This is a genomic window from Vibrio sp. TRT 1302 (assembly GCF_050113875.1).
In the GTDB taxonomy this organism is placed as follows: Bacteria; Pseudomonadota; Gammaproteobacteria; order Enterobacterales; family Vibrionaceae; genus Vibrio.
Genome location: NZ_JBNJOF010000005.1, coordinates 141,801 through 164,423 on the forward strand (window position 1 = coordinate 141,801; position 22,623 = coordinate 164,423).

The 22,623-nt window shown below is 46.2% G+C and carries 23 protein-coding genes and 1 other RNA gene; 5 read left to right on the forward strand and 19 right to left on the reverse strand.

The annotated features are described in order from the left end of the window. Positions 1 to 2 precede the first annotated feature (2 nt). From murG to rsmI, 11 genes are all read right to left on the reverse strand, one after another. Positions 3 to 1,064, reverse strand: coding sequence for an undecaprenyldiphospho-muramoylpentapeptide beta-N-acetylglucosaminyltransferase (gene murG, locus ACQEXP_RS09525; protein ID WP_426969601.1), 1,062 nt, complete (start codon positions 1,062 to 1,064; stop codon positions 3 to 5). Continuing rightward, positions 1,051 to 2,250 carry a cell division protein FtsW gene (gene ftsW, locus ACQEXP_RS09530; RefSeq protein WP_269376599.1) on the reverse strand — a complete coding sequence of 400 codons (1,200 nt, stop codon included), beginning with the start codon at positions 2,248 to 2,250 and terminating at the stop codon, positions 1,051 to 1,053. Before ftsW ends, murG begins: the two co-directional genes overlap by 14 nt. Positions 2,251 to 2,265: 15 nt before the next feature. Beyond that, complete coding sequence (gene murD / locus ACQEXP_RS09535; RefSeq protein WP_426969603.1) at positions 2,266 to 3,591, reverse strand: UDP-N-acetylmuramoyl-L-alanine--D-glutamate ligase; 1,326 nt, start codon at positions 3,589 to 3,591, stop codon at positions 2,266 to 2,268. 13 nt (positions 3,592 to 3,604) lie between these two features. Beyond that, positions 3,605 to 4,687: a phospho-N-acetylmuramoyl-pentapeptide-transferase gene (gene mraY / locus ACQEXP_RS09540; RefSeq protein ID WP_269376597.1), complete on the reverse strand. Its 1,083-nt coding sequence runs from the start codon at positions 4,685 to 4,687 to the stop codon at positions 3,605 to 3,607. Then, a complete protein-coding gene (locus ACQEXP_RS09545; protein WP_426969605.1) occupies positions 4,684 to 6,042 on the reverse strand; it encodes a UDP-N-acetylmuramoyl-tripeptide--D-alanyl-D-alanine ligase in 1,359 nt (452 codons plus the stop codon). The genes mraY and ACQEXP_RS09545 overlap by 4 nt, the downstream gene beginning before the upstream one ends. Continuing rightward, on the reverse strand, positions 6,039 to 7,523 hold the full coding sequence (gene murE / locus ACQEXP_RS09550) for a UDP-N-acetylmuramoyl-L-alanyl-D-glutamate--2,6-diaminopimelate ligase (protein WP_426969607.1): 1,485 nt from the start codon (positions 7,521 to 7,523) through the stop codon (positions 6,039 to 6,041). The genes ACQEXP_RS09545 and murE overlap by 4 nt, the downstream gene beginning before the upstream one ends. An 11-nt stretch (positions 7,524 to 7,534) precedes the next feature. Beyond that, complete coding sequence (locus ACQEXP_RS09555) at positions 7,535 to 9,259, reverse strand: penicillin-binding transpeptidase domain-containing protein (RefSeq protein WP_269376594.1); 1,725 nt, start codon at positions 9,257 to 9,259, stop codon at positions 7,535 to 7,537. Next, the gene (gene ftsL / locus ACQEXP_RS09560; protein ID WP_269376593.1) at positions 9,256 to 9,573 is read right to left on the reverse strand and encodes a cell division protein FtsL; all 318 of its coding nucleotides are present in this window, start codon (positions 9,571 to 9,573) and stop codon (positions 9,256 to 9,258) included. Before ftsL ends, ACQEXP_RS09555 begins: the two co-directional genes overlap by 4 nt. Before the next feature lie 6 nt (positions 9,574 to 9,579). After that, positions 9,580 to 10,530 (reverse strand): 16S rRNA (cytosine(1402)-N(4))-methyltransferase RsmH, encoded by a 951-nt coding sequence (gene rsmH / locus ACQEXP_RS09565; RefSeq protein ID WP_426969609.1) that lies wholly within the window; start codon positions 10,528 to 10,530, stop codon positions 9,580 to 9,582. A gap of 186 nt (positions 10,531 to 10,716) precedes the next feature. After that, an RNA gene (rnpB, locus tag ACQEXP_RS09570) (RNase P RNA component class A) lies at positions 10,717 to 11,145 on the reverse strand. A gap of 119 nt (positions 11,146 to 11,264) precedes the next feature. Continuing rightward, the gene (gene rsmI, locus ACQEXP_RS09575; protein WP_426969611.1) at positions 11,265 to 12,128 is read right to left on the reverse strand and encodes a 16S rRNA (cytidine(1402)-2'-O)-methyltransferase; all 864 of its coding nucleotides are present in this window, start codon (positions 12,126 to 12,128) and stop codon (positions 11,265 to 11,267) included. A 63-nt stretch (positions 12,129 to 12,191) separates the two neighbouring features. Here rsmI and ACQEXP_RS09580 point away from each other — a divergent pair, with 63 nt between their 5' ends. The 4 genes from ACQEXP_RS09580 to ACQEXP_RS09595 are packed head-to-tail and all read left to right on the forward strand — an operon-like array spanning position 12,192 to position 15,525. Next, entirely contained in the window at positions 12,192 to 14,006 is a 1,815-nt protein-coding gene (locus ACQEXP_RS09580; protein ID WP_426969613.1) for a penicillin-binding protein activator, read from the forward strand. Then, the gene (locus ACQEXP_RS09585; protein WP_419723647.1) at positions 13,993 to 14,358 is read left to right on the forward strand and encodes a YraN family protein; all 366 of its coding nucleotides are present in this window, start codon (positions 13,993 to 13,995) and stop codon (positions 14,356 to 14,358) included. The genes ACQEXP_RS09580 and ACQEXP_RS09585 overlap by 14 nt, the downstream gene beginning before the upstream one ends. A gap of 3 nt (positions 14,359 to 14,361) precedes the next feature. After that, positions 14,362 to 14,952: a phosphoheptose isomerase gene (locus tag ACQEXP_RS09590; protein ID WP_138972527.1), complete on the forward strand. Its 591-nt coding sequence runs from the start codon at positions 14,362 to 14,364 to the stop codon at positions 14,950 to 14,952. Between the two features lie 3 nt (positions 14,953 to 14,955). Next, positions 14,956 to 15,525 carry a BON domain-containing protein gene (locus tag ACQEXP_RS09595; RefSeq protein WP_426969694.1) on the forward strand — a complete coding sequence of 190 codons (570 nt, stop codon included), beginning with the start codon at positions 14,956 to 14,958 and terminating at the stop codon, positions 15,523 to 15,525. A gap of 48 nt (positions 15,526 to 15,573) precedes the next feature. On the opposite strand, the gene sspB is transcribed toward ACQEXP_RS09595, so the two are convergent. The 8 genes from sspB to zapE form a co-directional block, all read right to left on the reverse strand. Further along, entirely contained in the window at positions 15,574 to 16,059 is a 486-nt protein-coding gene (sspB, locus tag ACQEXP_RS09600) for a ClpXP protease specificity-enhancing factor (RefSeq protein ID WP_426969615.1), read from the reverse strand. Positions 16,060 to 16,070: 11 nt separating this feature from the next. Continuing rightward, the gene (gene sspA / locus ACQEXP_RS09605; protein ID WP_269376588.1) at positions 16,071 to 16,706 is read right to left on the reverse strand and encodes a stringent starvation protein SspA; all 636 of its coding nucleotides are present in this window, start codon (positions 16,704 to 16,706) and stop codon (positions 16,071 to 16,073) included. A gap of 96 nt (positions 16,707 to 16,802) precedes the next feature. Continuing rightward, the gene (locus ACQEXP_RS09610; RefSeq protein ID WP_269376587.1) at positions 16,803 to 17,540 is read right to left on the reverse strand and encodes a cytochrome c1; all 738 of its coding nucleotides are present in this window, start codon (positions 17,538 to 17,540) and stop codon (positions 16,803 to 16,805) included. Then, complete coding sequence (locus ACQEXP_RS09615) at positions 17,537 to 18,802, reverse strand: cytochrome b (protein WP_269376585.1); 1,266 nt, start codon at positions 18,800 to 18,802, stop codon at positions 17,537 to 17,539. The genes ACQEXP_RS09610 and ACQEXP_RS09615 overlap by 4 nt, the downstream gene beginning before the upstream one ends. Then, positions 18,802 to 19,395: a ubiquinol-cytochrome c reductase iron-sulfur subunit gene (gene petA, locus ACQEXP_RS09620; protein WP_138972531.1), complete on the reverse strand. Its 594-nt coding sequence runs from the start codon at positions 19,393 to 19,395 to the stop codon at positions 18,802 to 18,804. Before petA ends, ACQEXP_RS09615 begins: the two co-directional genes overlap by 1 nt. Before the next feature lie 329 nt (positions 19,396 to 19,724). Further along, complete coding sequence (rpsI, locus tag ACQEXP_RS09625) at positions 19,725 to 20,117, reverse strand: 30S ribosomal protein S9 (protein WP_005436094.1); 393 nt, start codon at positions 20,115 to 20,117, stop codon at positions 19,725 to 19,727. A gap of 15 nt (positions 20,118 to 20,132) precedes the next feature. Next, positions 20,133 to 20,561 carry a 50S ribosomal protein L13 gene (gene rplM / locus ACQEXP_RS09630; protein ID WP_138972532.1) on the reverse strand — a complete coding sequence of 143 codons (429 nt, stop codon included), beginning with the start codon at positions 20,559 to 20,561 and terminating at the stop codon, positions 20,133 to 20,135. Between the two features lie 249 nt (positions 20,562 to 20,810). Beyond that, the gene (gene zapE / locus ACQEXP_RS09635) at positions 20,811 to 21,917 is read right to left on the reverse strand and encodes a cell division protein ZapE (protein ID WP_426969618.1); all 1,107 of its coding nucleotides are present in this window, start codon (positions 21,915 to 21,917) and stop codon (positions 20,811 to 20,813) included. Between the two features lie 152 nt (positions 21,918 to 22,069). Between zapE and zapG the strand changes: the two genes are divergently transcribed. Continuing rightward, positions 22,070 to 22,531 (forward strand): Z-ring associated protein ZapG, encoded by a 462-nt coding sequence (gene zapG / locus ACQEXP_RS09640; RefSeq protein ID WP_269376583.1) that lies wholly within the window; start codon positions 22,070 to 22,072, stop codon positions 22,529 to 22,531. Positions 22,532 to 22,623: the final 92 nt, after the last annotated feature.

Genomic DNA, 22,623 nt, shown 5'->3' on the forward strand with positions numbered 1-22,623 from the left:
CGTTATTTCGTCAGTGCAATAATGGCTTCAGAGACCACACTATCTGCATCTAACTTAGCAGCGTCTCGTGCTTTCTTTGCCATATCCAGCAAAGCCGCGCGATCTAACTGTTGAATTTCGTTCGCAAGTTTCTCTACGGTGAGTTCAGGCTGCTCAATCATTTTTGCTGCGCCACACTCTACCAAATGGTCAGCATTTAAGGCCTGTTGTCTATCTTTATGCATAAACGGGATAAAGATAGCCCCGACACCCGCTGCGGATACTTCAGATACGGTCAGCGCACCTGAGCGACACACAAGTAAATCGGCCCATTGATAAGCTGCGGCTACATCATCGATAAACTCGACCACTTCCGCGCTCTCGACTTGATGCTCGGCGTATGCTTGCGCCACTTCCTGCTGGTTGTTTTTACCAGCCTGATGGCGAATCTGATAGCCAGCGCCAAGCTTAGCCATCACTTCAGGTAACGTTCGGTTAAGGATCTGAGCACCTTGGCTGCCTCCCATAACCAAAATTCTGATATCACCATCACGCAGACTCATTCGGCTAGCAGGCGGTTCAATTGCCACCACATCTTCACGTACAGGGTTACCAACAACTGGTGCCGCAGGGAAAGCCCCTGGGAAAGCCTGAAAAACCTGACGAGCTATCTTAGATAGCCATTGATTTGTAAGCCCCGCGACTGCGTTTTGTTCATGCAGAACAACAGGAATACCAAGTGACCATGCAGCGATTCCGCCCGGCCCACTTACGTAGCCCCCCATACCAAGAACGGCATCTGGCTTCCAACGCTTCATATGAGCTCTAGCCTGAAACACAGCATTGATAATCTGCAATGGTGCGGCAATTAATCGACCAATGCCTTGACCGCGTAGACCTTTTACTTTGATAAAGTCGATCTCGATACCGTGTTTCGGTACTAAATCCGCTTCCATACGATCAGCCGTACCCAACCAGCGAATATCCCAACCTTGCGACTGAAGCTTTTTCGCTACGGCAAGTCCCGGGAAAACATGGCCGCCGGTCCCGCCAGCCATAACCATTAATCTTTTATTCGTTTTCATCTGTATTTAACTTTTGTTCTTGTGTTTCTGCACTACCCAATCGGCACTCATGATCGATACGCAGTAAAATGGAAACGGCAACAGCCATGACGATCAAACTCGAACCACCATAACTGATCAGAGGTAACGTCAAACCTTTGGTGGGTACCATACCCGCAGCGGCACCGACGTTTACTAGAGTTTGGAAAGCAAACCAAATCCCGATACCAAATGCTAAATAGCCACCAAAGAGTTGGTTGTTCTCAAATGCCTTACGACCAATATAAATCGCTTTTAACACCAAACTAAAAATCAGCATCAATACCAGTATAACCCCCACATAACCTAACTCTTCGGCAAGCACGGCGAAGACAAAGTCAGTATGCGCTTCTGGTAGATATTCCAATTTTTGAATTGAGTTGCCTAACCCTTGGCCGAACCACTCGCCACGGCCAAATGCCATCAAAGATTGAGTTAACTGATATCCGCTGCCAAATGGGTCATCCCACGGATCCATGAAAGAGGTAACACGGCGCATTCGGTAAGGTTCAATATAGATAAGCGTTGCAACAGCAACCAAACCTACGACCATCAAAGCAAGAAACTGAGTCAGCTTGGCTCCAGCAATAAACAACATACCAAACAGAGTAACCAACATCACGATGACGGTACCTAAGTCGGGCTGGAGCAACAGTAAACTCGCCAACGTTGCAAAGACGATGATCGGCTTGATAAAACCGCCGAAAAAGCTCGACCGAACTTCTTCACTCTTTCGCACTAGATAACCAGACATGAAGATGAACAACGACAGTTTGGCGACTTCTGCTGGCTGTAAGTTAAACAATCCTAATGGAATCCATCGCGAAGCACCGTTGACCGACTTACCCGCAACGAGCACGACGATGAGTAGTCCGATTGAAAGCAACAAAAGCCAAGTACTGAACTCTAACCAACGCTTGATCGGGACTTGGAGGATAACGGCCGAGGCGGAGATGGCCAGCACCAAGAAAATGGCGTGGCGAAACATAAAGTGAAAAGGTTGGTCAGTTAGCCGAGAACTGATTGGAAACGAAGCAGAGGTCACCATCACCAGCCCAGTCAGCATCAACCCCAAAGAGATCCATACTAACTGTCGGTCATACAGGGCTTCGGGTGACGATGTGGTCACCCAACGTTTGATGCTGCCAAAAACGTTTCGAATTTGCATAGTTCCCTACGTTATTTATGCGTAAGCTTTCGCTAGCTCAGTGAATGCATCTCCACGAGCCATAAAATTACTGAACTGGTCAAAGCTGGCACAGGCTGGAGAAAGTAATACCATATCTCCAGCAATCACATTGGGTGCTAACCACTGAATGATCTCTTCCATATTGTCAAAACGCTGAGCGCTTGGATGAAGCGGCATAAACTGGTCACCGTCCTCACCAAAACAGCACAATTGAAGCTTCAGAGGCTTGAGTATCGGTTCTAACTGGGAGAAATCAGCACCTTTACCGACACCACCCACTAAAAGATACAGAGTACCTTCCAGTTCAAGACCTGCCAATGCTGCCATAGTGCTGGCGACATTCGTCGCTTTCGAATCATTGACCCACTTAACACCACGATTATCGGCAACCACTTGGCAGCGATGTGTCAAACCGCTGTAAGATTTCAACGCAGCTAAGCCTTTTTCGATATCAACGCCGACTTGCGCTAACAAGGCTAATACCACTAATGCGTTGGCAACATTATGACGACCAACAAGTGAGAGTTCCGACGTAGGGCAAATAAGCGTGCCATTTACTGAAATATACTCGATACCATGCTGCGCAGTGACGGCAAACTGGGTTGGCTCAACCAGACTAAATTCGATCACGTTGTGTCCATCATGGTCTGGGTAGGTTTGTTTATCGTCAGCGTTGACCACACAAGCTTCAGCATGCTCAAAGATGCGCAACTTTGCTTGGCGATAATCTTCCATACCTTGGTAACGATCCATATGGTCTTCGGATAGATTCAAAAACGCCACCGCTTTTGGCGCTAGTGAGCGCGTCGTTTCTAACTGGAAGCTGGACAGTTCTAGAACATATAAATCCGCATCCAACGCGAGAAGATCTAACGCAGGCACACCAATGTTGCCACCTACACCGACTTTAAGACCCGCCGCTTTAGCAACCTGCCCTGTCCAATCCGTGACTGTACTCTTACCATTCGAGCCAGTAATGGCGATCACTGGTTTATCGACTTGCCACGCAAACAGCTCGATATCGCCAACAACAGGGATATTCTTGGCGAGCACCTGCTGAATTTCGGGCGTCGCTAAAGCAATTCCGGGATTAGTCACAACCAGATCAGCGTCAAGTAGCCAGTTCAGATTCCAACTTCCACTATGTAGTTCAATCCCCTGAGGTAAGGCTTCACTGCCCGGTGGGTTTTCACGCGTATCGATAACGCGAACATCTAGCGTTTTCTGTAATGAGGTTAAGTACTTAACGACAGAGAGCCCGGTGATACCGAGCCCTACAACAACGACTTTCTCAATACCTTGCCAACGATCCGTGGTCATGGTGTGAACTTCCTTATCGAACTTTAAGCGTTGCTAAACCAACAAGAACAAGAACAATAGAGATGATCCAAAAACGAACGATCACTCGTGGTTCAGGCCAACCTTTTAGCTCGTAGTGATGGTGAATGGGTGCCATACGGAAAATACGTTGACCACGCAACTTATAGGAACCGACCTGTAAGATTACAGAAAGCGTTTCCATTACAAAAACACCACCCATAATCACTAAAACAAATTCCTGACGAACCAACACTGCAATAGTACCAAGCGCACCACCTAAGGCGAGTGAACCCACGTCACCCATAAACACTTGCGCAGGGTAAGTGTTGAACCATAGGAAACCAAGTCCTGCGCCCACTATGGCGGTACAAACGACCACTAGCTCCGACGCTTGCGGGATGTAGGGAATATGGAGGTAATTCGCAAAGTTGACGTTGCCCGTCGCCCAAGCAATAGCCGCAAAACCGGCTGAAACTAACACCGTTGGCATAATCGCTAGGCCATCCAGACCATCGGTCAAGTTCACTGCATTACTGGTACCTACAATAACGAAGTAAGTCAGTACAATGTACATCAAGCCAAGTTGAGGCATGATCTCTTTGAAAAACGGTACCACTAGCTGAGTTGCTGCGGTGTCTTTACCATGCGCGTATAGAGCAAAAGCGACAACCAACGCAATGGCAGACTGCCAAAAGTACTTCCAGCGAGCAATCAAACCATCGGTGTTTTTACGCACGACCTTGCGGTAGTCATCAACAAACCCGACTGCACCGTAACCAATAAGAACAGCCAAAACTGCCCATACATAAGGATTTGAGAGATCCGTCCATAACAGAACCGTCGTTACGATGGCCGTCAGAATCATTATCCCGCCCATTGTAGGCGTACCGCGTTTGCTGAAGTGAGACTCAGGGCCTTCATTTCGAACCACCTGACCGATCTGCAATAACTGCAAACGGCGGATCATGATTGGCCCCATCCACAATGAAATACCTAACGCGGTCAGTACACTCACAATCGCACGAAACGAGAGGTACTCAAATAATCGGAAGAATGAAAAATATGGCTGTAGCAGCTCCGCGAGCCAAATAATCATGTATACATCTCCTTGACAGCAGTAGCGACTTTACTCATTCCAGCACTATTTGCCCCTTTGACTAGCAGTGTTTGTGGTTCTTGATGCTGTACTATCTGCTGTTTAATATAATCAATCATGCTCTGATGGCTATCAAAATGAAGACCATCACACTCATTGCTGATCGCTTTTGCATCAGCACCATAAGTGAGCACGTGTTCGAATTTGAATGGGGCTGCATGTTCTCCGACTTGACGGTGAAGTGCAAGACTTTCATCGCCTAACTCAGCCATATTACCCAAAATTAACCAACGAATTCCGTTGAAGCTCGCCAACAGATCCGCCGCGGCTTTCATCGCAGGTACGCTGGCATTATAACTATCGTCAATAAGCTTGATCTTGTCGTTGAGCTCAATCACCTCAACTCGACCTTTAACCTTGCTTAAATGAGCCAATCCGGTTTGTACCATTTCTAGATTGGCGCCAAGCTCTAACGCCAATGCTGTCGCCGCCAATGCATTAGCAACGTTGTGTTGACCAACAATGCCAAGTTTGACTGCAATCTCTCCAACCGGTGAAACCAGAGTAAAGCTCGCTTCACCACTCGCATTAAGCCCGATCTCTTTGGCAAAGTAGTCGGCATCTGAATCAACAACTGAAAAACGTTTTACCTGTTTGTCAGCGAGAACATCTTGCCAGTAATCTCCACCATGACTGTCTAAGTTGATAATCGCGACCGAGCCAGGTTTTAATCCTTGATAGATTTCACCTTTCGCTTGTTTTACGCCATCAAGAGAGCCAAAGCCTTCTAAGTGCGCCGCAGCAACATTATTGACTAACGCAACGTCTGCTTTGACCAGATTGGTCGTGTAAGCAATTTCTCCGATGTGATTCGCGCCCATCTCAATAACGGCATAGTCATCTTCAGGCGTTGAACGCAGCAACGTTAGTGGAACACCGATGTCGTTATTGAAATTCCCAGCGGTAAACAAAACTCGTCCTTGCTGCGCCATAATGCTCGCAACCATCTCTTTGACGGTTGTTTTACCGGCACTGCCGGTGATCGCAACAGTAGGAGTCTGACAAGCATGATGAACCAGTGAACCAAGCTGACCCAAAGCCAGTTTAGTATCTTTGACCAACAGTTGCGGAACATCACTGTCCACGACCCGACTGACCAACAGAGCACCTGCACCTGACTCTACCGCTTTTGCAACAAAGTCATGGGCATCAAAACGTTCGCCAACCAGTGCAACAAACAACGCACCAGTTTCAATCTCTCGTGTATCCGTTGATACAGATTCTATTGCCGTGTCATTACCAATTAGCTCAGCATCTAATGCTTCTGCGATTTGGCTTAACATCAAGGTAATCATAACGACGCCTCCAAAAGTTGTAGCGCAGACTCTCGGTCTGAATATTGGATAGTTTTGTCCGCCATCACTTGATAATCTTCATGCCCTTTGCCAGCCAGTAAGATAATGTCCAACTCGCTGCTATGAGCGAGGGCATGCTTGAGCGCATCAAATCGATTGTGCTCAATAATGGCTTGTTGGGGGTTATGCATTCCTTCCAGCATATCCTCTACGATTGCCGCAGGAGATTCACTACGTGGGTTATCATCGGTCAATATCACTTTATCTGCCAGACTTTCACCAATCGCAGCCATCATTGGACGCTTACCCTTATCACGATCACCACCACAACCAAAGATTGCCCATAGCTTGCCATGGCAATGAACACGAAGCGCTTGCAATGCTTTTTCTAATGCATCTGGGGTGTGCGCATAATCGACCACGACTTTCGCTTTGCCCTTTGCTGTAAATAGCTCCATTCGACCGAGTACTGGTTTTAAGGAACCAGCCACATCAAACAACGCTTGTTTGTCGATACCAAGTGCAAGTAGTGCGGTTAAGGCCACTAAGACGTTACTCGCATTGAATTCACCGATAAGAGCGACCGTAAATTCACCACGCCCAAACATCCCATCAATGGATAACGTTATTCCTGCTTCGCTATAACTTACACTTTGAGCCCATACTGCATTCGGGTAATCCGTTGGCTGAAGAGAAACCGCAATGGCCGAATCTAGGCGTTGAATCCAACAAGCCCCGACTTCGTCATCAACGTTAATCACCGCCGCTTTGCACTGATGTTGGCTAAATAGCGAAAACTTTGCCTCTGCATACTCTTCCATCGTGCCATGATAATCGAGATGATCACGACTAAGATTAGAGAACACGCCAACTTCAAACGGCAGAGTTTTAACGCGCCCTTGAACCAAGCCATGTGAAGAAACTTCTAACGCGGTGTATCGCGCTCCCTGCTCTTCTAATCGATACAGAGTTTGCTGAATTTCTACCGCATTTCCTGTCGTGTTGGCTGCGGGTTGCAGGTCGGAGAGAAAACCATTGCCTGTGGTACCCATTACTGCCGCTTTCTGACCAACAAGATCAAGCCACTGCGCCATAATCTGGGTAATCGTGGTTTTACCATTCGTTCCCGTTACGCCAATGAGCTTGTTTCTGTCCAGCGGATAAAGTTGGCTAGCGAGAGCGGATAGATGCTGATTGAGTTGGCTGATATAGACAACACTCACTCCAGAGACATTCGTTACCTCACCATGAGGATGCAACTCACACGCCTCAGCAATCACCGCATTTGCACCCAGTTCTATTGCTGAAGGGATAAAACGTCGACCATCAACGGCATGACCTTTAATCGCAACAAACGTCGTGCCTTGAGTGACTTTGCGGCTATCGAGTTCTAGTCGTTGCACGACCATACTGGCACTATCTTCAGCAGAAATATCCAACCACGGGGAAAGTAAGGCGGCTAAGGTCAGTTCCTTGGACATATCAAACTCACTTAATCTTGTTTAAATTTGTTTTCGTCAGGCGCTACATTCAATATCTGTAACGTCCCTTTTAATATTTCAGCAAAGACGGGGCCTGCTACAGAACCACCGTAGTAGTTATCACCTTGTGGTTCGTTGACCACCACAACCAAAGCGACTCTTGGATCGCTGGCTGGCGCTACGCCCGCAGTATAGGCAAAATATTCATCACCATAACCACCCGCTATCGCTTTACGTGAAGTACCTGTTTTTGCGGCAACTCGGTAACCAGGTACTGCTGCTTTCGTCGCTGTACCGCCAGGTTGTGTAACCGTTTCGAGCATCGCCAGTACTTTTCGAGCATTTTCTCTATCGATAACTTGTTTTGACAGATCTTGCTGATTGTTCTCGATAATATGAATGGGCTGATACTGACCTAAATTACCCAACGTGGCATAGGCATGAGCCAATTGAAGTGGCGTGATAGTGAGACCATAACCGAATGATAAAGTCGCGATTTCAAATTTTGACCAGCGACGACGATTAGGGAAAATCCCCTGTGTTTCACCAACTAGGTTGAGCCCTGACACTTCACCAAAACCCACCGAACTATACATACCTAACAAGGCTTCGAGTGGCATTTCTAACGCCAGTTTAGCCACCCCGATATTACTCGACTTTTTAAGAATGGTGGTTAAGTCAGCCTTACCGACTTTTGAGGTATCACGGACACGGCTTCCGCCAATTTGCATGATGCCGTCACCGGTATCAATCACCGTTTTGTCATCGGCAACACCGTTCTCTAAAGCCGCCAAAACAACAAAAGGCTTTACCGTTGAACCAGGTTCAAACGCATCGGTAATAACTCGGTTACGCATTTTGGCAGACTGAAGGTCTGAACGATTATTTGGGTTGTAAGAAGGAGCATTAACCATCGCCAAGACGGCTCCCGTTTTCACATCAAGGATAACGGCAGAACCCGAGGTTGCACGATAGTCAGCAACCGCCTGCTTAATGGCTCGGAACGCGATCGCCTGAATACGCTGATCAATAGTCAGCTCTAACGGCTTACCTTCTTCACGCTCTTCCAGGGAAATGTTTTCTACCACGCGTCCATAACGGTCTTTACGAATAATTCGTTTGCCTGCTTCACCAGTCAGCCATTTATCATAGCTGCGCTCAACACCTTCAAGACCATGACCATCAATCCCAGTCACCCCGACTAAGTGGGCACTTACCTCACCTGCTGGATAGTAACGTCTTGACTCAGCCTTTAGTCCGATGCCTGAAAGTTTCAATTCGCGAATGTAGTGCGCCATTGCAGGACTAACCTGACGCTGAAGGTAGATAAAGCGACGGTCTTTGTTGTCATTAATCTTATCGATCAGGCTTTGACGCTTAACGCCTAACACGTCAGCAAGTGCATACCAACGGTTTATATCGTCTAGACCACCCGCTTTGAAAATGGCCACTGGGTCCGCCCAAACCGCCTCAACAGGCACACTCACCGCTAAAGGTTCGCCATTGCGATCAGAAATGATGCCGCGAGCTGAATGCAGTGTTTTGGCACGAACCGAACGTAAATCACCCTGCTTGATCAAGTTGTCAGGTTCAATAATTTGGATATAAGCGATACGACCAGCAAGTGCTGCAAAGGCGCAAAAAACAAAAAATAGCACTACATAGAATCGCCAACGGATAAGATGAGTTGGCTGCGGCTCGGCTTTAGGCTCAGCGTGTTTTTCTTTCTTGCTCATGGGAGGTTAATAATGACTTCTTTATCGGAATCTGGACGCTTCATTTCCAGCTCTTGTTTTGCCACGGCTTGTACGCGGCTGTGCTCGGCTAATGCAGTTTCTTCAAGTAACAAATTACGCCATTCATTATCAAGCCTCTCACGTTCAACTAAGGCCTGATCTTTTTCGGTAATGGCTTGGCGTGTGTGGTGAGTAGTAAATACAACGCCCATCGCACTGGCAAAAATCAGCAAGAGGAAGATTAGCGGCACACGACCAACACTCAAAAGATCGAGTGCAATCAGCTTAGCGAGATTGGGCGTTGACTTACTCATTGTTTGTTATAGCTTTTCTGCAATACGTAGCACGGAACTGCGTGAACGTGCATTGTGTTCAACTTCTTGTTTTGACGGTTTAATTGCCTTACCTACCGCTTTTAAGTTCGCACTGCCTAAAGCTTTGATCTGCTCTTCAGTCATTGGGATACCGTGAGGCACTTCTGGTCCTTTACTCTCTTTACGAATAAAGCGTTTTACCATGCGGTCTTCCAGAGAGTGGAAGCTAATTACTGATAGTCGACCTTGAGGGGCAAGAATCTTTGCCGCACCTTTAAGCGCCGTATCGATTTCTTCTAACTCACTATTGATGTAAATACGGAAGGCTTGGAAAGCACGTGTGGCTGGATGCTTTTTCTCTTTGAAACTTTTTGGTGCTGCGTCTGAAATCAACTTGGCTAACTGACTTGTACGTGTCAGCGGTGTGTTTTCTTCATTTTCACGGTAGGCTACGATCGCTTTGGCAATGCGACGCGCATGCTTATCTTCACCAAACTCGCGGATAACCCAAGTAATATCATCCAAGTCAGCTTCCAGCAGCCATTGTGATACAGGGATACCGGACGTTGGATCCATTCGCATATCCAGTGGACCATCTTTCATAAAGCTGAAACCACGCTCAGCATCATCAAGTTGAGGAGACGAAACACCCAGATCCAGCAGGACACCATCCACTTTACCAACCAATCCATACTCTTCGGCATAGTCCGCCATACCAGAGAAAGGACCATGAATAATGGTAAAACGAGGATCGTCAATCTTGTTTGCTTCAGCGATAGCTTGTGGGTCACGGTCGATACTGTAAAGGCGACCATTTTCGCCCAACTTAGACAATATCGTACGGCTATGACCGCCACGACCGAATGTACCATCGATATAGATACCGTCAGGCTTTATTGCTAAGCCATCAATCGATTCATGAAGGAGTACGGATATGTGTTTAAATGCTTCGGTCATAGTTATCTCATGTGGCTGTCGCATTGACGGATTCAGATTCTCCAGTGTACTGATTTAGCGGCGTATCGCCACTATTAGCACATGAGAACTCGTGATTTAGCGCCAAGTTTAATGGTTCGGAAATAAATTTGGTCAATTAAAAGCAAAAAACCCATCATAACAACAAAGTTACGATGGGTCTCGAATAGGTGGAGCCGACACATAAGCCGGGTTCTGTTCCGCTTGCGCGGCGGTAGCCATTCGTCTAGGCCAGCAATCGCTCACTGGCTCGAGCAACCTACCCGCCTCCTTACGCGAGCAACGCAATGTGGAGGCCTATTTGGTCTTGCTTCAGGTGGAGTTTACCCTGCTACGAACTATTACTAGTCGTCCGGTGCGCTCTTACCGCACCCTTTCACCCTTACCTGTGCCCTAGGGCCATCGGCGGTCTTCTCTCTGCTGCACTTGTCGTAGGCTTGCGCCCCCCAGGCGTTACCTGGCACCTTGCTCTATGAAGCCCGGACTTTCCTCCCCTCTGTCAGTCTCCCGAAGGACGTCAACGTCAGTCTCCCAAAGGGACCTCAACGTCAGTCTCCCGAAGGACATCAACAAAGCAGCGACTACCCAGTCAGCTCCGAGGGCGGATTGTATAGACTAATCCACTAAGTGTCTAGCGAGATCACAAATATGATGCAAACGAGGCGTTAAGTGGTCAAGGAACAGACAGAACACGTTACTTCGCGAGATAAAAACTCTTAACTAAAGTTCTCCAATCCCCACTTATACAGCGCATTTTTCTTCAGGTTGTATATTTCTGCGGCCAATGCTGCGGCTTTTTTAAGGGGTAACTCTTTGGTCAAAATCGCCAGTGTACGAGTCGCTTCCTCTGGCAAGCTCTCTTCTTCACTCGAACGGTAACCATGAATCAACAGCGCCATTTCACCACGCTGCTGATTCTCATCAGCTTTAACCCATTCCACCAATTCACCCAGTGGCATGCCTTGAATAGTCTCAAAGGTTTTGGTCAGTTCACGGGCAAGAACCACTTCTCGCTCAGGCCCCAAAATGTCTAGCATATCCGCAAGTGAATCTAGGATGCGGTGAGGGGATTCGTAGAATACGCAGGTACGTTCTACTTTGGCGATTTCTAGGAACTTATCTTTCCGTCCCTTGCTTTTCGCAGGTAAGAACCCTTCAAAGCTGAATCTGTCAGAAGGTAATCCCGATGCGCTAAGCGCGGTAATCACCGCGCAAGCCCCAGGCAGTGGGACAACTTTAACGCCCGCCTGACGACATTGCGTGACAAGATGGTATCCTGGATCACTAATTAATGGGGTACCGGCATCAGAAACGAGTGCAATTGAGTGCCCAGCTAACAATTTGTCGACTAAGACTTGCGCTTTTTGTTGTTCATTATGATCATGGAGAGCATAAGTTTTAGTTTGAATATTGAAGTGAGAAAGCAACTTACCGGTATGACGTGTATCTTCTGCGGCAATAAGATCGACATTAGATAGCACTTCAATCGCTCGCTGAGTAATATCGCCCAGATTGCCAATTGGTGTAGGTACGATATAAAGGGTAGGAACCTCAGTTAGTAAGGTTTTGTTATCTGTCATTTGTTTACCATCACTTCAACGATTAATATAGACACAATTTTATACGGAATTAACAAAGAGCTCATGGCCATGAAAAACCACAAGCGTCTCAGTGTAACACGCTTACTGACTCCTGTAGCACTTGCTGTCACATTGGCAGCGTGTTCTTCTGCTCCAAAGGCGCCAACGAGTGTCGATATTACCCTCGACCCAAATCAGCCAATCCAGACCTATCTGATGCGTGCTGATAGCAGCCAAGGAAGCCTACAAAACGATTGGCTAATCATGGCACTGAAAGCCTCTGTCGATGCTGGAGACGCAACTCAAGCGGAGCTATTGATGAAACGCTTAGCTCGTCAATCTTTAACCGATATGCAGCAAGCCGAGTGGCAACTCGCTCGTGCAGAACTGCTTGTTGCTCAAAATCAGCACCAAGAAGCGCTCTCACAACTTAATTTCAGACCATCGTGGCAACTTGCCGATGAACAGTGGCTAAGCTACCACCAACTTCGCGCATCCCTATTCACTAAACAAGGTGATTTTTACAATGCCACTCGTGAACTATCGTTGAGCAGCGGCTACTTACCTGAAAGTGAGCAAGCTTTTGTTGCACAAAGTATCTGGAATAATTTAGGCCAATACACAGGAACTCAACTTGACACCTTCAAGCAACAAGAGACTGACCCAGTTATCGCTGGTTGGCTTGAAGTGACTGGCTTTACCAAAAACTATGCGAGCAACCTACCACTGCTGAAAAGCAGCTTAGAACAATGGTTAGCGGCGAATCCAACTCACCCTGCATCGCTATACACTCCGCAGGCAATTAATGAAATTTTGTCTCTTGAACTCGTTAAACCCGTCAACACAGCGCTACTGCTACCACTAAGTGGCAAGTTTGCTCAACAAGCTAAGTTAATTCGCGACGGCTTCATCCTTGAGATGATGAATGACAAGGAACGAGATCCTAACGCAACGCTCACGGTGATTGATACCAATGCAACAAGCGTAGCTGAATTAGAGTCTACCTTAGTTGAAAAGCAAATCGATTCAGTTGTAGGCCCGTTACTTAAAGAGAACATTGAGAAACTACAACAAGCTCAAGCAAACTTTACTTCAAGTTTACCGATGCTTGCGCTTAACATCCCTGATAATGTTGAAGCGGGAAACAACACTTGCTATCTCGCCCTTTCGCCTGAACAAGAGGTTGCTCAAGCTGCAAAACACTTAGCCAAACAAGGCTACCAATACCCGCTCATCCTTGCTCCTAATGGACGCTTAGGCTCACGTGTCGTGGATGCGTTTAAGGAAGAGTGGAGCAAATACAGTGACAACAAGGTGGCGGTAAACCTCTTTGGGGATAAACGCCAACTGCAACGTGACATCAATAAAGTATTCGGTTTGCAAGATAGCCAGCAACACATTGCTCAGATGGAATCGTTACTTAGTATCCCGCTGGAAAGCCAACCACGCAGTCGCCGCGATGTCGATGCAGTCTACATCGTTGCAAGCAGTGCTGAGCTAACGTTAATCAAACCATTTATCGAAGTAGCGATTAACCCAGATACGATCCCACCGAAACTCTACTCTAACTCACGCAGCAATAGTGGCCGTCAGCAGTACGAAGATCTAACTGGTGTGATGTACAGTGATATTCCACTATTGATTCAACCAGATGCTAGCCTGAAAGCGCAGATGGATAAATTATGGCCGAAAGATTCTAACGCAGAGAAGCGTCTGCAGGCCCTTGGTATGGATGCTTACCGCTTGATGGAACATCTACCTCAAATGAAAGTCGTTCAAGGCTACTCTATCGAGGGAAATACTGGCTTACTAAGTATCGACGATAACTGCGTCGTACAACGTGAGATCAGTTGGGCGGAGCATAGTGCCAACCAATAAAAGAGAGCACGGACAACACTACGAAGCCGCAGCACAAAAGTATCTTACTGGTTGCGGCCTCTCATTAATTGAGCGAAACTTCCTAGCCAAAGCTGGCGAGATAGACCTCATTATGCGCGATGGTACAACTATCGTCTTCGTTGAGGTACGCTATCGTAAAAGCCAGTCGTTCGGACATGCTGCGGAAACCGTCACGCCTAGCAAGATGCGCAAGCTAATAAAAACCGCAAATGTATGGCTAATGAAGAACGGCTTATCCGTTTACTCGACAGATTTTCGCTTTGACTTGGTGGCGATTCATAACCATGGCCACCAAATCGAATGGCTCAAAAACGTAATAACTCAAGGATAATCGATGCTAGACAGCATTAAAGACAGTTTTACTGAAAGTATTCAAATTCAAATTGCCGCAGCAGAAGCATTGCCTGATGCTATTACACATGCCGCACAAGCTATGGTTGCTAGTCTTCTTAATGGCAACAAAATCCTGTGTTGTGGCAACGGTGGCTCATCCTCGAACGCACAACAGTTTGTTTCTTGCCTTTTAAACCGTTTTGAAACTGAGCGCCCTAGCCTGCCTGCAATGGCCTTAACCGCCGATAACACGACGCTTACCGCAGTCGCAAACGACTACCACTACGAAGAGATTTTCTCTAAGCAAGTTCGCGCATTTGGTCAGACAGGTGACATTCTGCTGGCTATTTCGACCAGCGGGAATAGCAAAAATATCATCAAGGCGATGGAAGCTGCGGTGACAAGAGACATGACTATCATCGCCTTAACAGGCAAGGATGGCGGTGAAATGGCAGGATTATTGGGTGAGAACGATGTGGAGATTCGGATCCCATCTCACAGAACCGCAAGAATTCACGAAGTTCATATGGTGACGCTACACTGCTTATGCGATCTTATCGACCAAGTATTGTTTCCTGCACACGAAGACTAAATGATGAATTGGTTTAAACCTCTACTCTTATCTCTATTGCTCCTCAATCTCACCGGTTGCGCTGGTCTATTTGTTGCTGGCGCAGCAACGACCGCAGCAATCGTTATTGACCCTCGAACAACACAAGAGATCTGGAACGATAATAATATTGAGTTTGAAGTCGCGGGTATTGGTAACAAGCCCCCATTCAGAGGCAACGCCCGTATTACTGCCAGTTCATACAACGGCACCGTGGTTTTGATGGGACAGGCAAACAGCGATCAACTCAAGCAAGAGTTTGAATCACAAGCACGTAAAATCAAAGGCGTGAAAAACATTCACAATCAGCTGCGTGTGAAAGCACCCTTGTCTGTGGGCGAGATTAGCCACGATAGTTGGATAACGACTAAAGTGAAATCCGCTTTGCTGGCAAACTCGGAACTTAACGGTGTAAAAATCAAGGTGATCACCGAAGACAAAGAAGTCTTCTTACTCGGTTATGTTTCTCAGCAACATGCTGACATTGCAACCGAGTTAGCGCGCAACATCTCTGGTGTAAAACAGGTTGTACGTGCCTTTCACCAGCAGAGCTGAGCACAACAAATTGAGATGAAAAAAAGCAGCGCATCAGCGCTGCTTTTTTTATTTGACTACTCTTAGGCTTGGACGCCCTTTGGTCGGTCTTGGAGGCTCATCATCAGAGTTGAGGGACTCTCGTTCCACACTCTCGTCAGCAACAGACAAAGCGTTCTCTTCATCTTGTTCCTCATAGATCCCTTCTTCTTCATATTCGCCCATGTAAGCTTCTTCGGGTTCAAACATGGTACCTGCACCATTTTCACGGGCATAGATAGCTTGAACAGCATACAAAGGAACAATAACAGAATGGGGACGACCACTAAAACGAGCATTAAAGGTGATCGCTTCGTTTCCTAGCTCCAAGTTACCCACCGCTCTAGGAGCGATATTTAGGATGATTTGTCCATCTTGAACAAACTCCATCGGTACTCGGACACCTGGCAGTTCTGCTGCCACCACAACATGTGGCGTTAAATCGTTATCCACCAGCCAATCATAAAACGCACGAAGCATATATGGTCGGCGTGGTGTCATATTAACAATATCCATCGTCTCGCCAATTAACGAGCTAGACGCATTTCACGTTCAGCTTCCGTTAGAGAAGCTAGGAATGAATCACGTTCAAATACACGATTCATGTAAACTTTAAGCTCTTTAGAACCTGGACCAACTAGATCAATACCAAGTTGAGGTAGACGCCATAGTAATGGTGCTAGGTAGCAGTCGATTAGGCTGAATTCTTCGCTCATGAAGTACTCATACTCAGCGAAAACAGGGCCTAGAGTTAGCAGGTCGTTGCGCAGCTTGTTGCGAGCAGCTTCTGCTTCATCAGCAGTGCCTTTTACAATCTTTTCAGCAAGCGTGTACCAGTTTTTCTCGATACGGAAGATCATTAGACGGCTGTTACCACGAGCTACTGGGTATACAGGCATCAATGGCGGATGAGGGAAACGCTCATCTAAGTATTCCATGATGATCTTTGAGTCGTAAAGCGCTAGTTCACGGTCAACAAGTGTTGGTACTGTCTTATATGGATTAAGTTCGATAAGTTCAGCAGGTAGATTTGCTTCATCAACAAGCTCTACTTCTACACTTACACCTTTCTCTGCTAGAACAATACGAACCTGATGGCTATACATATCAGATGCACTTGAAAATAGAGTCATCACAGAACGTTTATTGGCAGCTACAGCCATGGAGCCCTCCAGCACACTTACAAAATAAAAACAATGGAGGCTAAGCCTCCATTGTTAAGTTAAAAATTTGGGAATTAGCACGGTATCGTAGCACAATTAGTGCACATCACGCCAATACTCTTTCTTCAGCAATACAACAACGATTGTAAAGATGATTAAGAAGCCCATAACCCACCAGCCAAGAGCGTGACGCTCAAGCTTCACTGGGTCACCTGAGTACTCAAGGAAGTTCACCAAATCGCGAACTGCATTGTCGTACTCTTCACGGTTAAGTTCACCGCTGCCATCAGCTTCTACGCCAACAACTTTTGTCACTTCTTTACCATCAACGACATGCGTTTCGTAAACTGGCTTAGGAATACCTTGTAGCTCTTCAAGAACGTGAGGCATACCAACGCTTGGGAAAACAATGTTGTTCACGCCAAACGGACGGCTTGGATCCTCGTAGAAAGAACGTAGGTAAGTGTATAGCCAATCTGTACCACGAACACGAGCAACAAGTGTTAGATCTGGCGGTGGAGCACCGAACCATTTCGCCGCTGACTTCTCTGGAATTGCGTTCTCCATCAAGTCACCCACTTTTGCTTCTGAGTCGAAGATTAAATTGTCTTTTAGCAAATCTAGAGGAATACCGATGTCACGACCAACTCGCTCGTAACGTTGGTATTGCGCTGAGTGACAGCCAAAACAGTAGTTCATAAACAGCTTTGCACCGTTTTGTAATGAAGCTTGGTCACTCAGATCGTTGTTTGCTTTTTCTAGTGGTACCTTCGCACCCGCTGCCATAGCCAGTGACGGCAGCATTGCAAATAAAATTACAATCCATTTTTTCATTTGAATGTCACCCTTTCTGGTAGTGGCTTAGTCGCTTCGTTCTTACTGTAGAAGTACAGCAGTACGAAGAACATGAAGTAAGCTAAGCTGAAGATCTGAGCTAGCAGCGTGTATGTTGGTGTTGCTGGCAACGCACCAAGCACACCCAACGCAATGAAGCTGATCGTAAACTGGATGATATTAAATAAATGGAACTTACTACGGTAGCGGTAAGAACGCACACGACAACGGTCTAGCCATGGTAGTACGAATAGAACCACAATCGATGCACCCATTGCGATAACACCAAGTAGCTTGTCTGGAACCGCACGCAGAATCGCGTAGAACGGAGTAAAGTACCAAACAGGAGCAATGTGCTCAGGTGTTTTCAGTGGGTTAGCCGCTTCAAAGTTAGGTGGCTCAAGGAAGTAGCCGCCCATCTCTGGGTTGAAGAACAACACGTAACAGAATAGGAACAAGAATCCTGCTACACCGACCATATCCTTAACCGTACCGTATGGGTGGAAAGGAATAGAATCAATGATGTCGTACTTCTTAGTGTAGTAATCGTGGAATTTAAACTGAGTCTGGTAATCGTCGCCCATCGTGCCTTTTGGCAGTTTAGTTTCAATACCATCAGGGTTGTTTGAACCCACTTCGTGCAGAGCTAGAACGTGTAGAACGATCAACAGCAACAGTACGATTGGTAGTGCGATAACGTGTAGAGCGAAGAAACGGTTAAGCGTCGCACCAGAGATAACGTAGTCACCACGAATCCAAAGTGTTAGGTCATCACCGATAACAGGAATTGCACCAAACAGAGAAATGATTACCTGTGCACCCCAGTAAGACATCTGACCCCATGGTAGTAGGTAGCCCATGAATGCTTCTGCCATCAACACGAGGAAGATTAGCATACCGAAGATCCATAGTAGCTCACGAGGCTTCTGGTAAGAACCGTAGATTAAGCCACGGAACATGTGCAGGTAAACAACAACGAAGAATGCCGAAGCACCCGTTGAGTGCATGTAACGTAGCAACCAACCGTACTCAACATCACGCATGATGTATTCGATTGACGCAAACGCGCCATCACCAGACGGTACGTAGTTCATTGTTAGCCAAATACCCGTTAGGATTTGGTTAACCAATACAAGCATCGCTAGCGAGCCAAATAGATACCAAAAGTTAAAGTTCTTTGGCATCGGGTACTCAGAAAGGTGCTTCTTGTACGCATTCATTGCGGGTATGCGTTTTTCTACCCAATCAAGTAGAGCTTGCATTATGCCTCCCCTTCTTCGTCAACACCGATAAGGATTCTGGTATCACTTAGGTACATGTGTTTTGGAACAACTAGGTTAAGTGGTGCTGGTACACCTTGGAATACACGACCAGCCATGTCGAACTTAGAGCCGTGACATGGACAGAAGAAACCAGACTTAACACCCTGAACTTGTTCAGCAAAACTGTCAGGTAAATAGGTTGGAGAACAACCAAGGTGCGTACAGATACCAACAGCGACAAAATACTCAGGCTTAATTGAGCGGTAAGCGTTTTGAGCATAAGTTGGTTGCTGTTCTTCTCCAGACGCAGGGTCACGTAGTTGACCATCAATTGCTTTCAGTCCATCGACTACGGTTTGTGCACGACGTACAACCCATACAGGTTTACCACGCCACTCGACACGTACCATCTGCCCTTCTTCAAGTTTACCGATATCAACTTCAACAGGGGCACCCGCAGCTTTGGCTTTTTCACTTGGGTTCCAAGATTTAATAAAAGGAACGGCGACAGCAGCTGCTCCCAAACCACCAACAACAGCTGTTGTAGCAGTTAAGAAACGTCTGCGACCGTTATTTAAAGGCGCATTGCTCATCCAAACATTCTCCCATTTGCTCCTTGTGGATTATTGTTATTCCGCTTAAAGAGCATGGCTAACAAAATACGAATTTAGTTGTATTTATTTGATGGGAAATGATAAATAAAACCCTACTTTTTGACAAGATAAAGCTACCTTTTTGTAACATTTGTGAGGCGAATCGCCAGTGACGTCACAAAAGCGGCGTAAGTACGACAAATCAAACAGTAAGTACGGGTGACAAAGGATTTTTTTGGGGCGGAAAAACAAAAAAGCCTGACATAATGCCAGGCTTTTTGGTGCCACATCCAATGCAAGCATTGGAAGCGAATCTTTTCGAAAAAAGATTAACGCTTAGAGAACTGTGGACGACGACGTGCTTTACGTAGACCAACTTTCTTACGTTCAACGCAACGAGCGTCACGAGTAACGTAACCAGCTGCACGTAGAGTAGGACGTAGAGACTCATCGTATTCCATTAGAGCGCGAGTGATACCGTGACGGATAGCACCAGCTTGACCAGAAATACCGCCACCTTTAACAGTAACGTATAGGTCTAGTTTCTCAGTTAGTTCAACTAGCTCAAGAGGTTGTTTAACAACCATGCGAGAAGTTGGACGACCGAAGTACTCATCAAGACTACGCTTGTTGATTACGATGTTGCCGCTGCCTGGTTTGATGAAAACACGCGCAGCTGAGCTTTTGCGACGGCCAGTGCCGTAGTATTGATTCTCTGCCATTTTCGAAATCCCCGATTAGATGTCTAGTACTTGTGGTTGTTGAGCAACATGGTTGTGCTCAGCGCCAGCGTAAACTTTAAGCTTACGGTACATAGCACGGCCAAGAGGACCACGTGGTAGCATACCTTTAACCGCTAGCTCAAGAGCCATCTCTGGCTTACGATCAATTAGCTTCTCGAAGCTGATTGATTTTAGGCCGCCAGGGAATTCAGAGTGACGGTAGTAAATCTTACCTTTAGCCTTGTTACCAGTTACAGTAACTTTCTCCGCGTTTACAACGATGATGTAATCACCAGTGTCAACGTGTGGAGTGTATTCAGCTTTGTGTTTGCCACGTAGGCGAGATGCAATTTCACTTGCTAGACGGCCAAGAGTTTTACCTTCAGCGTCTACAACGTACCAGTCGCGTTTTACAGTTTCTGGTTTAGCAACGAAAGTTTTCATGCTAATAATAACCCGTTCAATATTTAAATTTACACTTAAGGAGCAAGCTTGCTCCCACTGACTAAGAGTCCAGTCAACACCCCTTCGAGTGGTTGGCACTCTCGACCCGTTATGTCGAAATACCTTCGATAATCAAGGTCTGCAGTAACGGTGGGTCGCAGGATTATAGAGAAGTCAGTTGAAAAAATCACCTTTTTTTGGATAAAAATTTCATTTTTTTTCAAGCTCAACCCTTTAACCACAAGCCCGCTAAGCTAAATGCTCTTTCGCCAAATAATCATGGCTTTGCATTTCAATCAATCTCGACTGACAACGTTTGAACTCAAACTCAAGTAAACCACCGGCATAAAGCGCCTCCAATTCCACTTCAGCCGAGATAATAAGCTTAACGTTACGCTCGTAGAACTCATCAACTAAGGCGATAAAGCGGCGAGCTGCATCATCGATGCTTGCGTTCATCTGCTGAACATCAGCCAATAGCACGGTATGGTAAATACGCGATAGCTCTATATAGTCATTCTGGCTACGCGCAGATTTACATAACTGAGCAAAGGTGGCATGAAGCACACCTTCTGACGCTTGCACCACCTCAATCTGACGGTGATTAATGTCTATGACACTCACCCCTTTCTTACCTTCGCCAACCAGTTGCTCATAGTAGTGACAAAGGTTCTTATTGGCTTGCTCATCGAGGGGGGAGTGATAGATTTCTGCTTGTTCAAGTGTTCTCAAGCGATAATCAATACCACTATCTACATTAAGTACTATGCAATTTGCCTGAATCAGTGCAATCGCAGGGAGAAATCGAGCTCTCTGTAATCCGTTTCGGTAAAGGTCTTCTGGCGGAATGTTTGATGTCGCAACCAAAATGACACCACGCTTAAACAGTGCTTGAAACAGAGTCCCCAAAATCATGGCATCGGTAATATCTGAAACAAAAAACTCATCAAAACAGATGATCTCGGTTTCTGCCTTGAATTTATCAGCAACCAACTCGAGTGGATCATTAACATCCCCAAGTGCGTTCAACTCATCATGTACGCGGTACATAAAGCGGTGAAAGTGAACTCGCATTTTTTTGTTGGTTGGAAGTGCATCGAAAAAGGTATCAACTAGATAGGTTTTACCACGCCCAACCCCACCCCAGAAGTAAAGACCTTTAGGCGATTCTGGAAGCTTAGGCTGTTTATTACTGAACCAAGTTTTCCACCCTGATGGTTTTTCTATCGGGGTTTCTAGGTATTCAATGAATTCATGATAGAGCTTATCTAAGGCGGTTACCGCTTGTAACTGAGCAGCATCTTTCTGAAAACCGTGTTCTTTTATATCTTTGTTATAGATTTCTAGTGGCGTCATCGCTTCGATACCTAATGAAGAAGACTGTTAAACTGCTATGTAGAGCACATGCATTTTTCTTTATTGGCTTAAGCACTCATAGTACCATGTGATTTGAACATGTGTAACTAACCAGTAAAAAACATGTTAAATAACAATGATAAGGAGCAATTATGCCTTGGATTTACGCCCTTGTAGGCTTGCTTGTTGGGATGCTTTTAGGCGCTGTCATTTCACGTCTTACGACGCCCGGATATAAGAAGCAGAAGAACGTTCAGAAAGATTTGGATAAGGCCAAATTTGAATTAGAGCAGCAAAAACAAGATCTTGCTGATCATTTTGCACAGTCTGCTGAAATGCTCGACTCACTAGGTAAAGAGTACACTAAGCTTTATCAACACATGGCTAAAACCTCTGCGGAGTTACTGCCTAATCTTCCTGAACAAGACAATCCGTTTATCAAGAAGATTAGTCAACAATCAGAGGGCGATTCTCACGTTTTCGATTCTGATTCTACGGTTCAACCTCTTAGCGAAGCTCCAAAAGACTACGCAGCAGGTTCAACTGGATTACTAAAAGATCAGAAAAAAGAAATTCTAGACTCACAAGATGTGGTCTCTGCTAAAGCGTCATAACCCAATCGTTCTTTTGTGATGAACTTTACATCGTTTTTTGAGTCTTAAATTCCGATAAGTGCCCCTTTAATTCTTCTTGTGCGTATAAACGT

Coding starts and splice junctions, on each gene's coding strand:
- murG (WP_426969601.1), bottom strand. CDS start 1,064: ATGAAAACGAATAAAAGATTAATGGTTATGGCTGGCGGGACCGGCGGC.
- ftsW (WP_269376599.1), bottom strand. CDS start 2,250: ATGCAAATTCGAAACGTTTTTGGCAGCATCAAACGTTGGGTGACCACA.
- murD (WP_426969603.1), bottom strand. CDS start 3,591: ATGACCACGGATCGTTGGCAAGGTATTGAGAAAGTCGTTGTTGTAGGG.
- mraY (WP_269376597.1), bottom strand. CDS start 4,687: ATGATTATTTGGCTCGCGGAGCTGCTACAGCCATATTTTTCATTCTTC.
- ACQEXP_RS09545 (WP_426969605.1), bottom strand. CDS start 6,042: ATGATTACCTTGATGTTAAGCCAAATCGCAGAAGCATTAGATGCTGAG.
- murE (WP_426969607.1), bottom strand. CDS start 7,523: ATGTCCAAGGAACTGACCTTAGCCGCCTTACTTTCCCCGTGGTTGGAT.
- ACQEXP_RS09555 (WP_269376594.1), bottom strand. CDS start 9,259: ATGAGCAAGAAAGAAAAACACGCTGAGCCTAAAGCCGAGCCGCAGCCA.
- ftsL (WP_269376593.1), bottom strand. CDS start 9,573: ATGAGTAAGTCAACGCCCAATCTCGCTAAGCTGATTGCACTCGATCTT.
- rsmH (WP_426969609.1), bottom strand. CDS start 10,530: ATGACCGAAGCATTTAAACACATATCCGTACTCCTTCATGAATCGATT.
- rsmI (WP_426969611.1), bottom strand. CDS start 12,128: ATGACAGATAACAAAACCTTACTAACTGAGGTTCCTACCCTTTATATC.
- ACQEXP_RS09580 (WP_426969613.1), top strand. CDS start 12,192: ATGGCCATGAAAAACCACAAGCGTCTCAGTGTAACACGCTTACTGACT.
- ACQEXP_RS09590 (WP_138972527.1), top strand. CDS start 14,362: ATGCTAGACAGCATTAAAGACAGTTTTACTGAAAGTATTCAAATTCAA.
- ACQEXP_RS09595 (WP_426969694.1), top strand. CDS start 14,956: ATGAATTGGTTTAAACCTCTACTCTTATCTCTATTGCTCCTCAATCTC.
- sspB (WP_426969615.1), bottom strand. CDS start 16,059: ATGGATATTGTTAATATGACACCACGCCGACCATATATGCTTCGTGCG.
- sspA (WP_269376588.1), bottom strand. CDS start 16,706: ATGGCTGTAGCTGCCAATAAACGTTCTGTGATGACTCTATTTTCAAGT.
- ACQEXP_RS09610 (WP_269376587.1), bottom strand. CDS start 17,540: ATGAAAAAATGGATTGTAATTTTATTTGCAATGCTGCCGTCACTGGCT.
- ACQEXP_RS09615 (WP_269376585.1), bottom strand. CDS start 18,802: ATGCAAGCTCTACTTGATTGGGTAGAAAAACGCATACCCGCAATGAAT.
- petA (WP_138972531.1), bottom strand. CDS start 19,395: ATGAGCAATGCGCCTTTAAATAACGGTCGCAGACGTTTCTTAACTGCT.
- rpsI (WP_005436094.1), bottom strand. CDS start 20,117: ATGGCAGAGAATCAATACTACGGCACTGGCCGTCGCAAAAGCTCAGCT.
- rplM (WP_138972532.1), bottom strand. CDS start 20,561: ATGAAAACTTTCGTTGCTAAACCAGAAACTGTAAAACGCGACTGGTAC.
- zapE (WP_426969618.1), bottom strand. CDS start 21,917: ATGACGCCACTAGAAATCTATAACAAAGATATAAAAGAACACGGTTTT.
- zapG (WP_269376583.1), top strand. CDS start 22,070: ATGCCTTGGATTTACGCCCTTGTAGGCTTGCTTGTTGGGATGCTTTTA.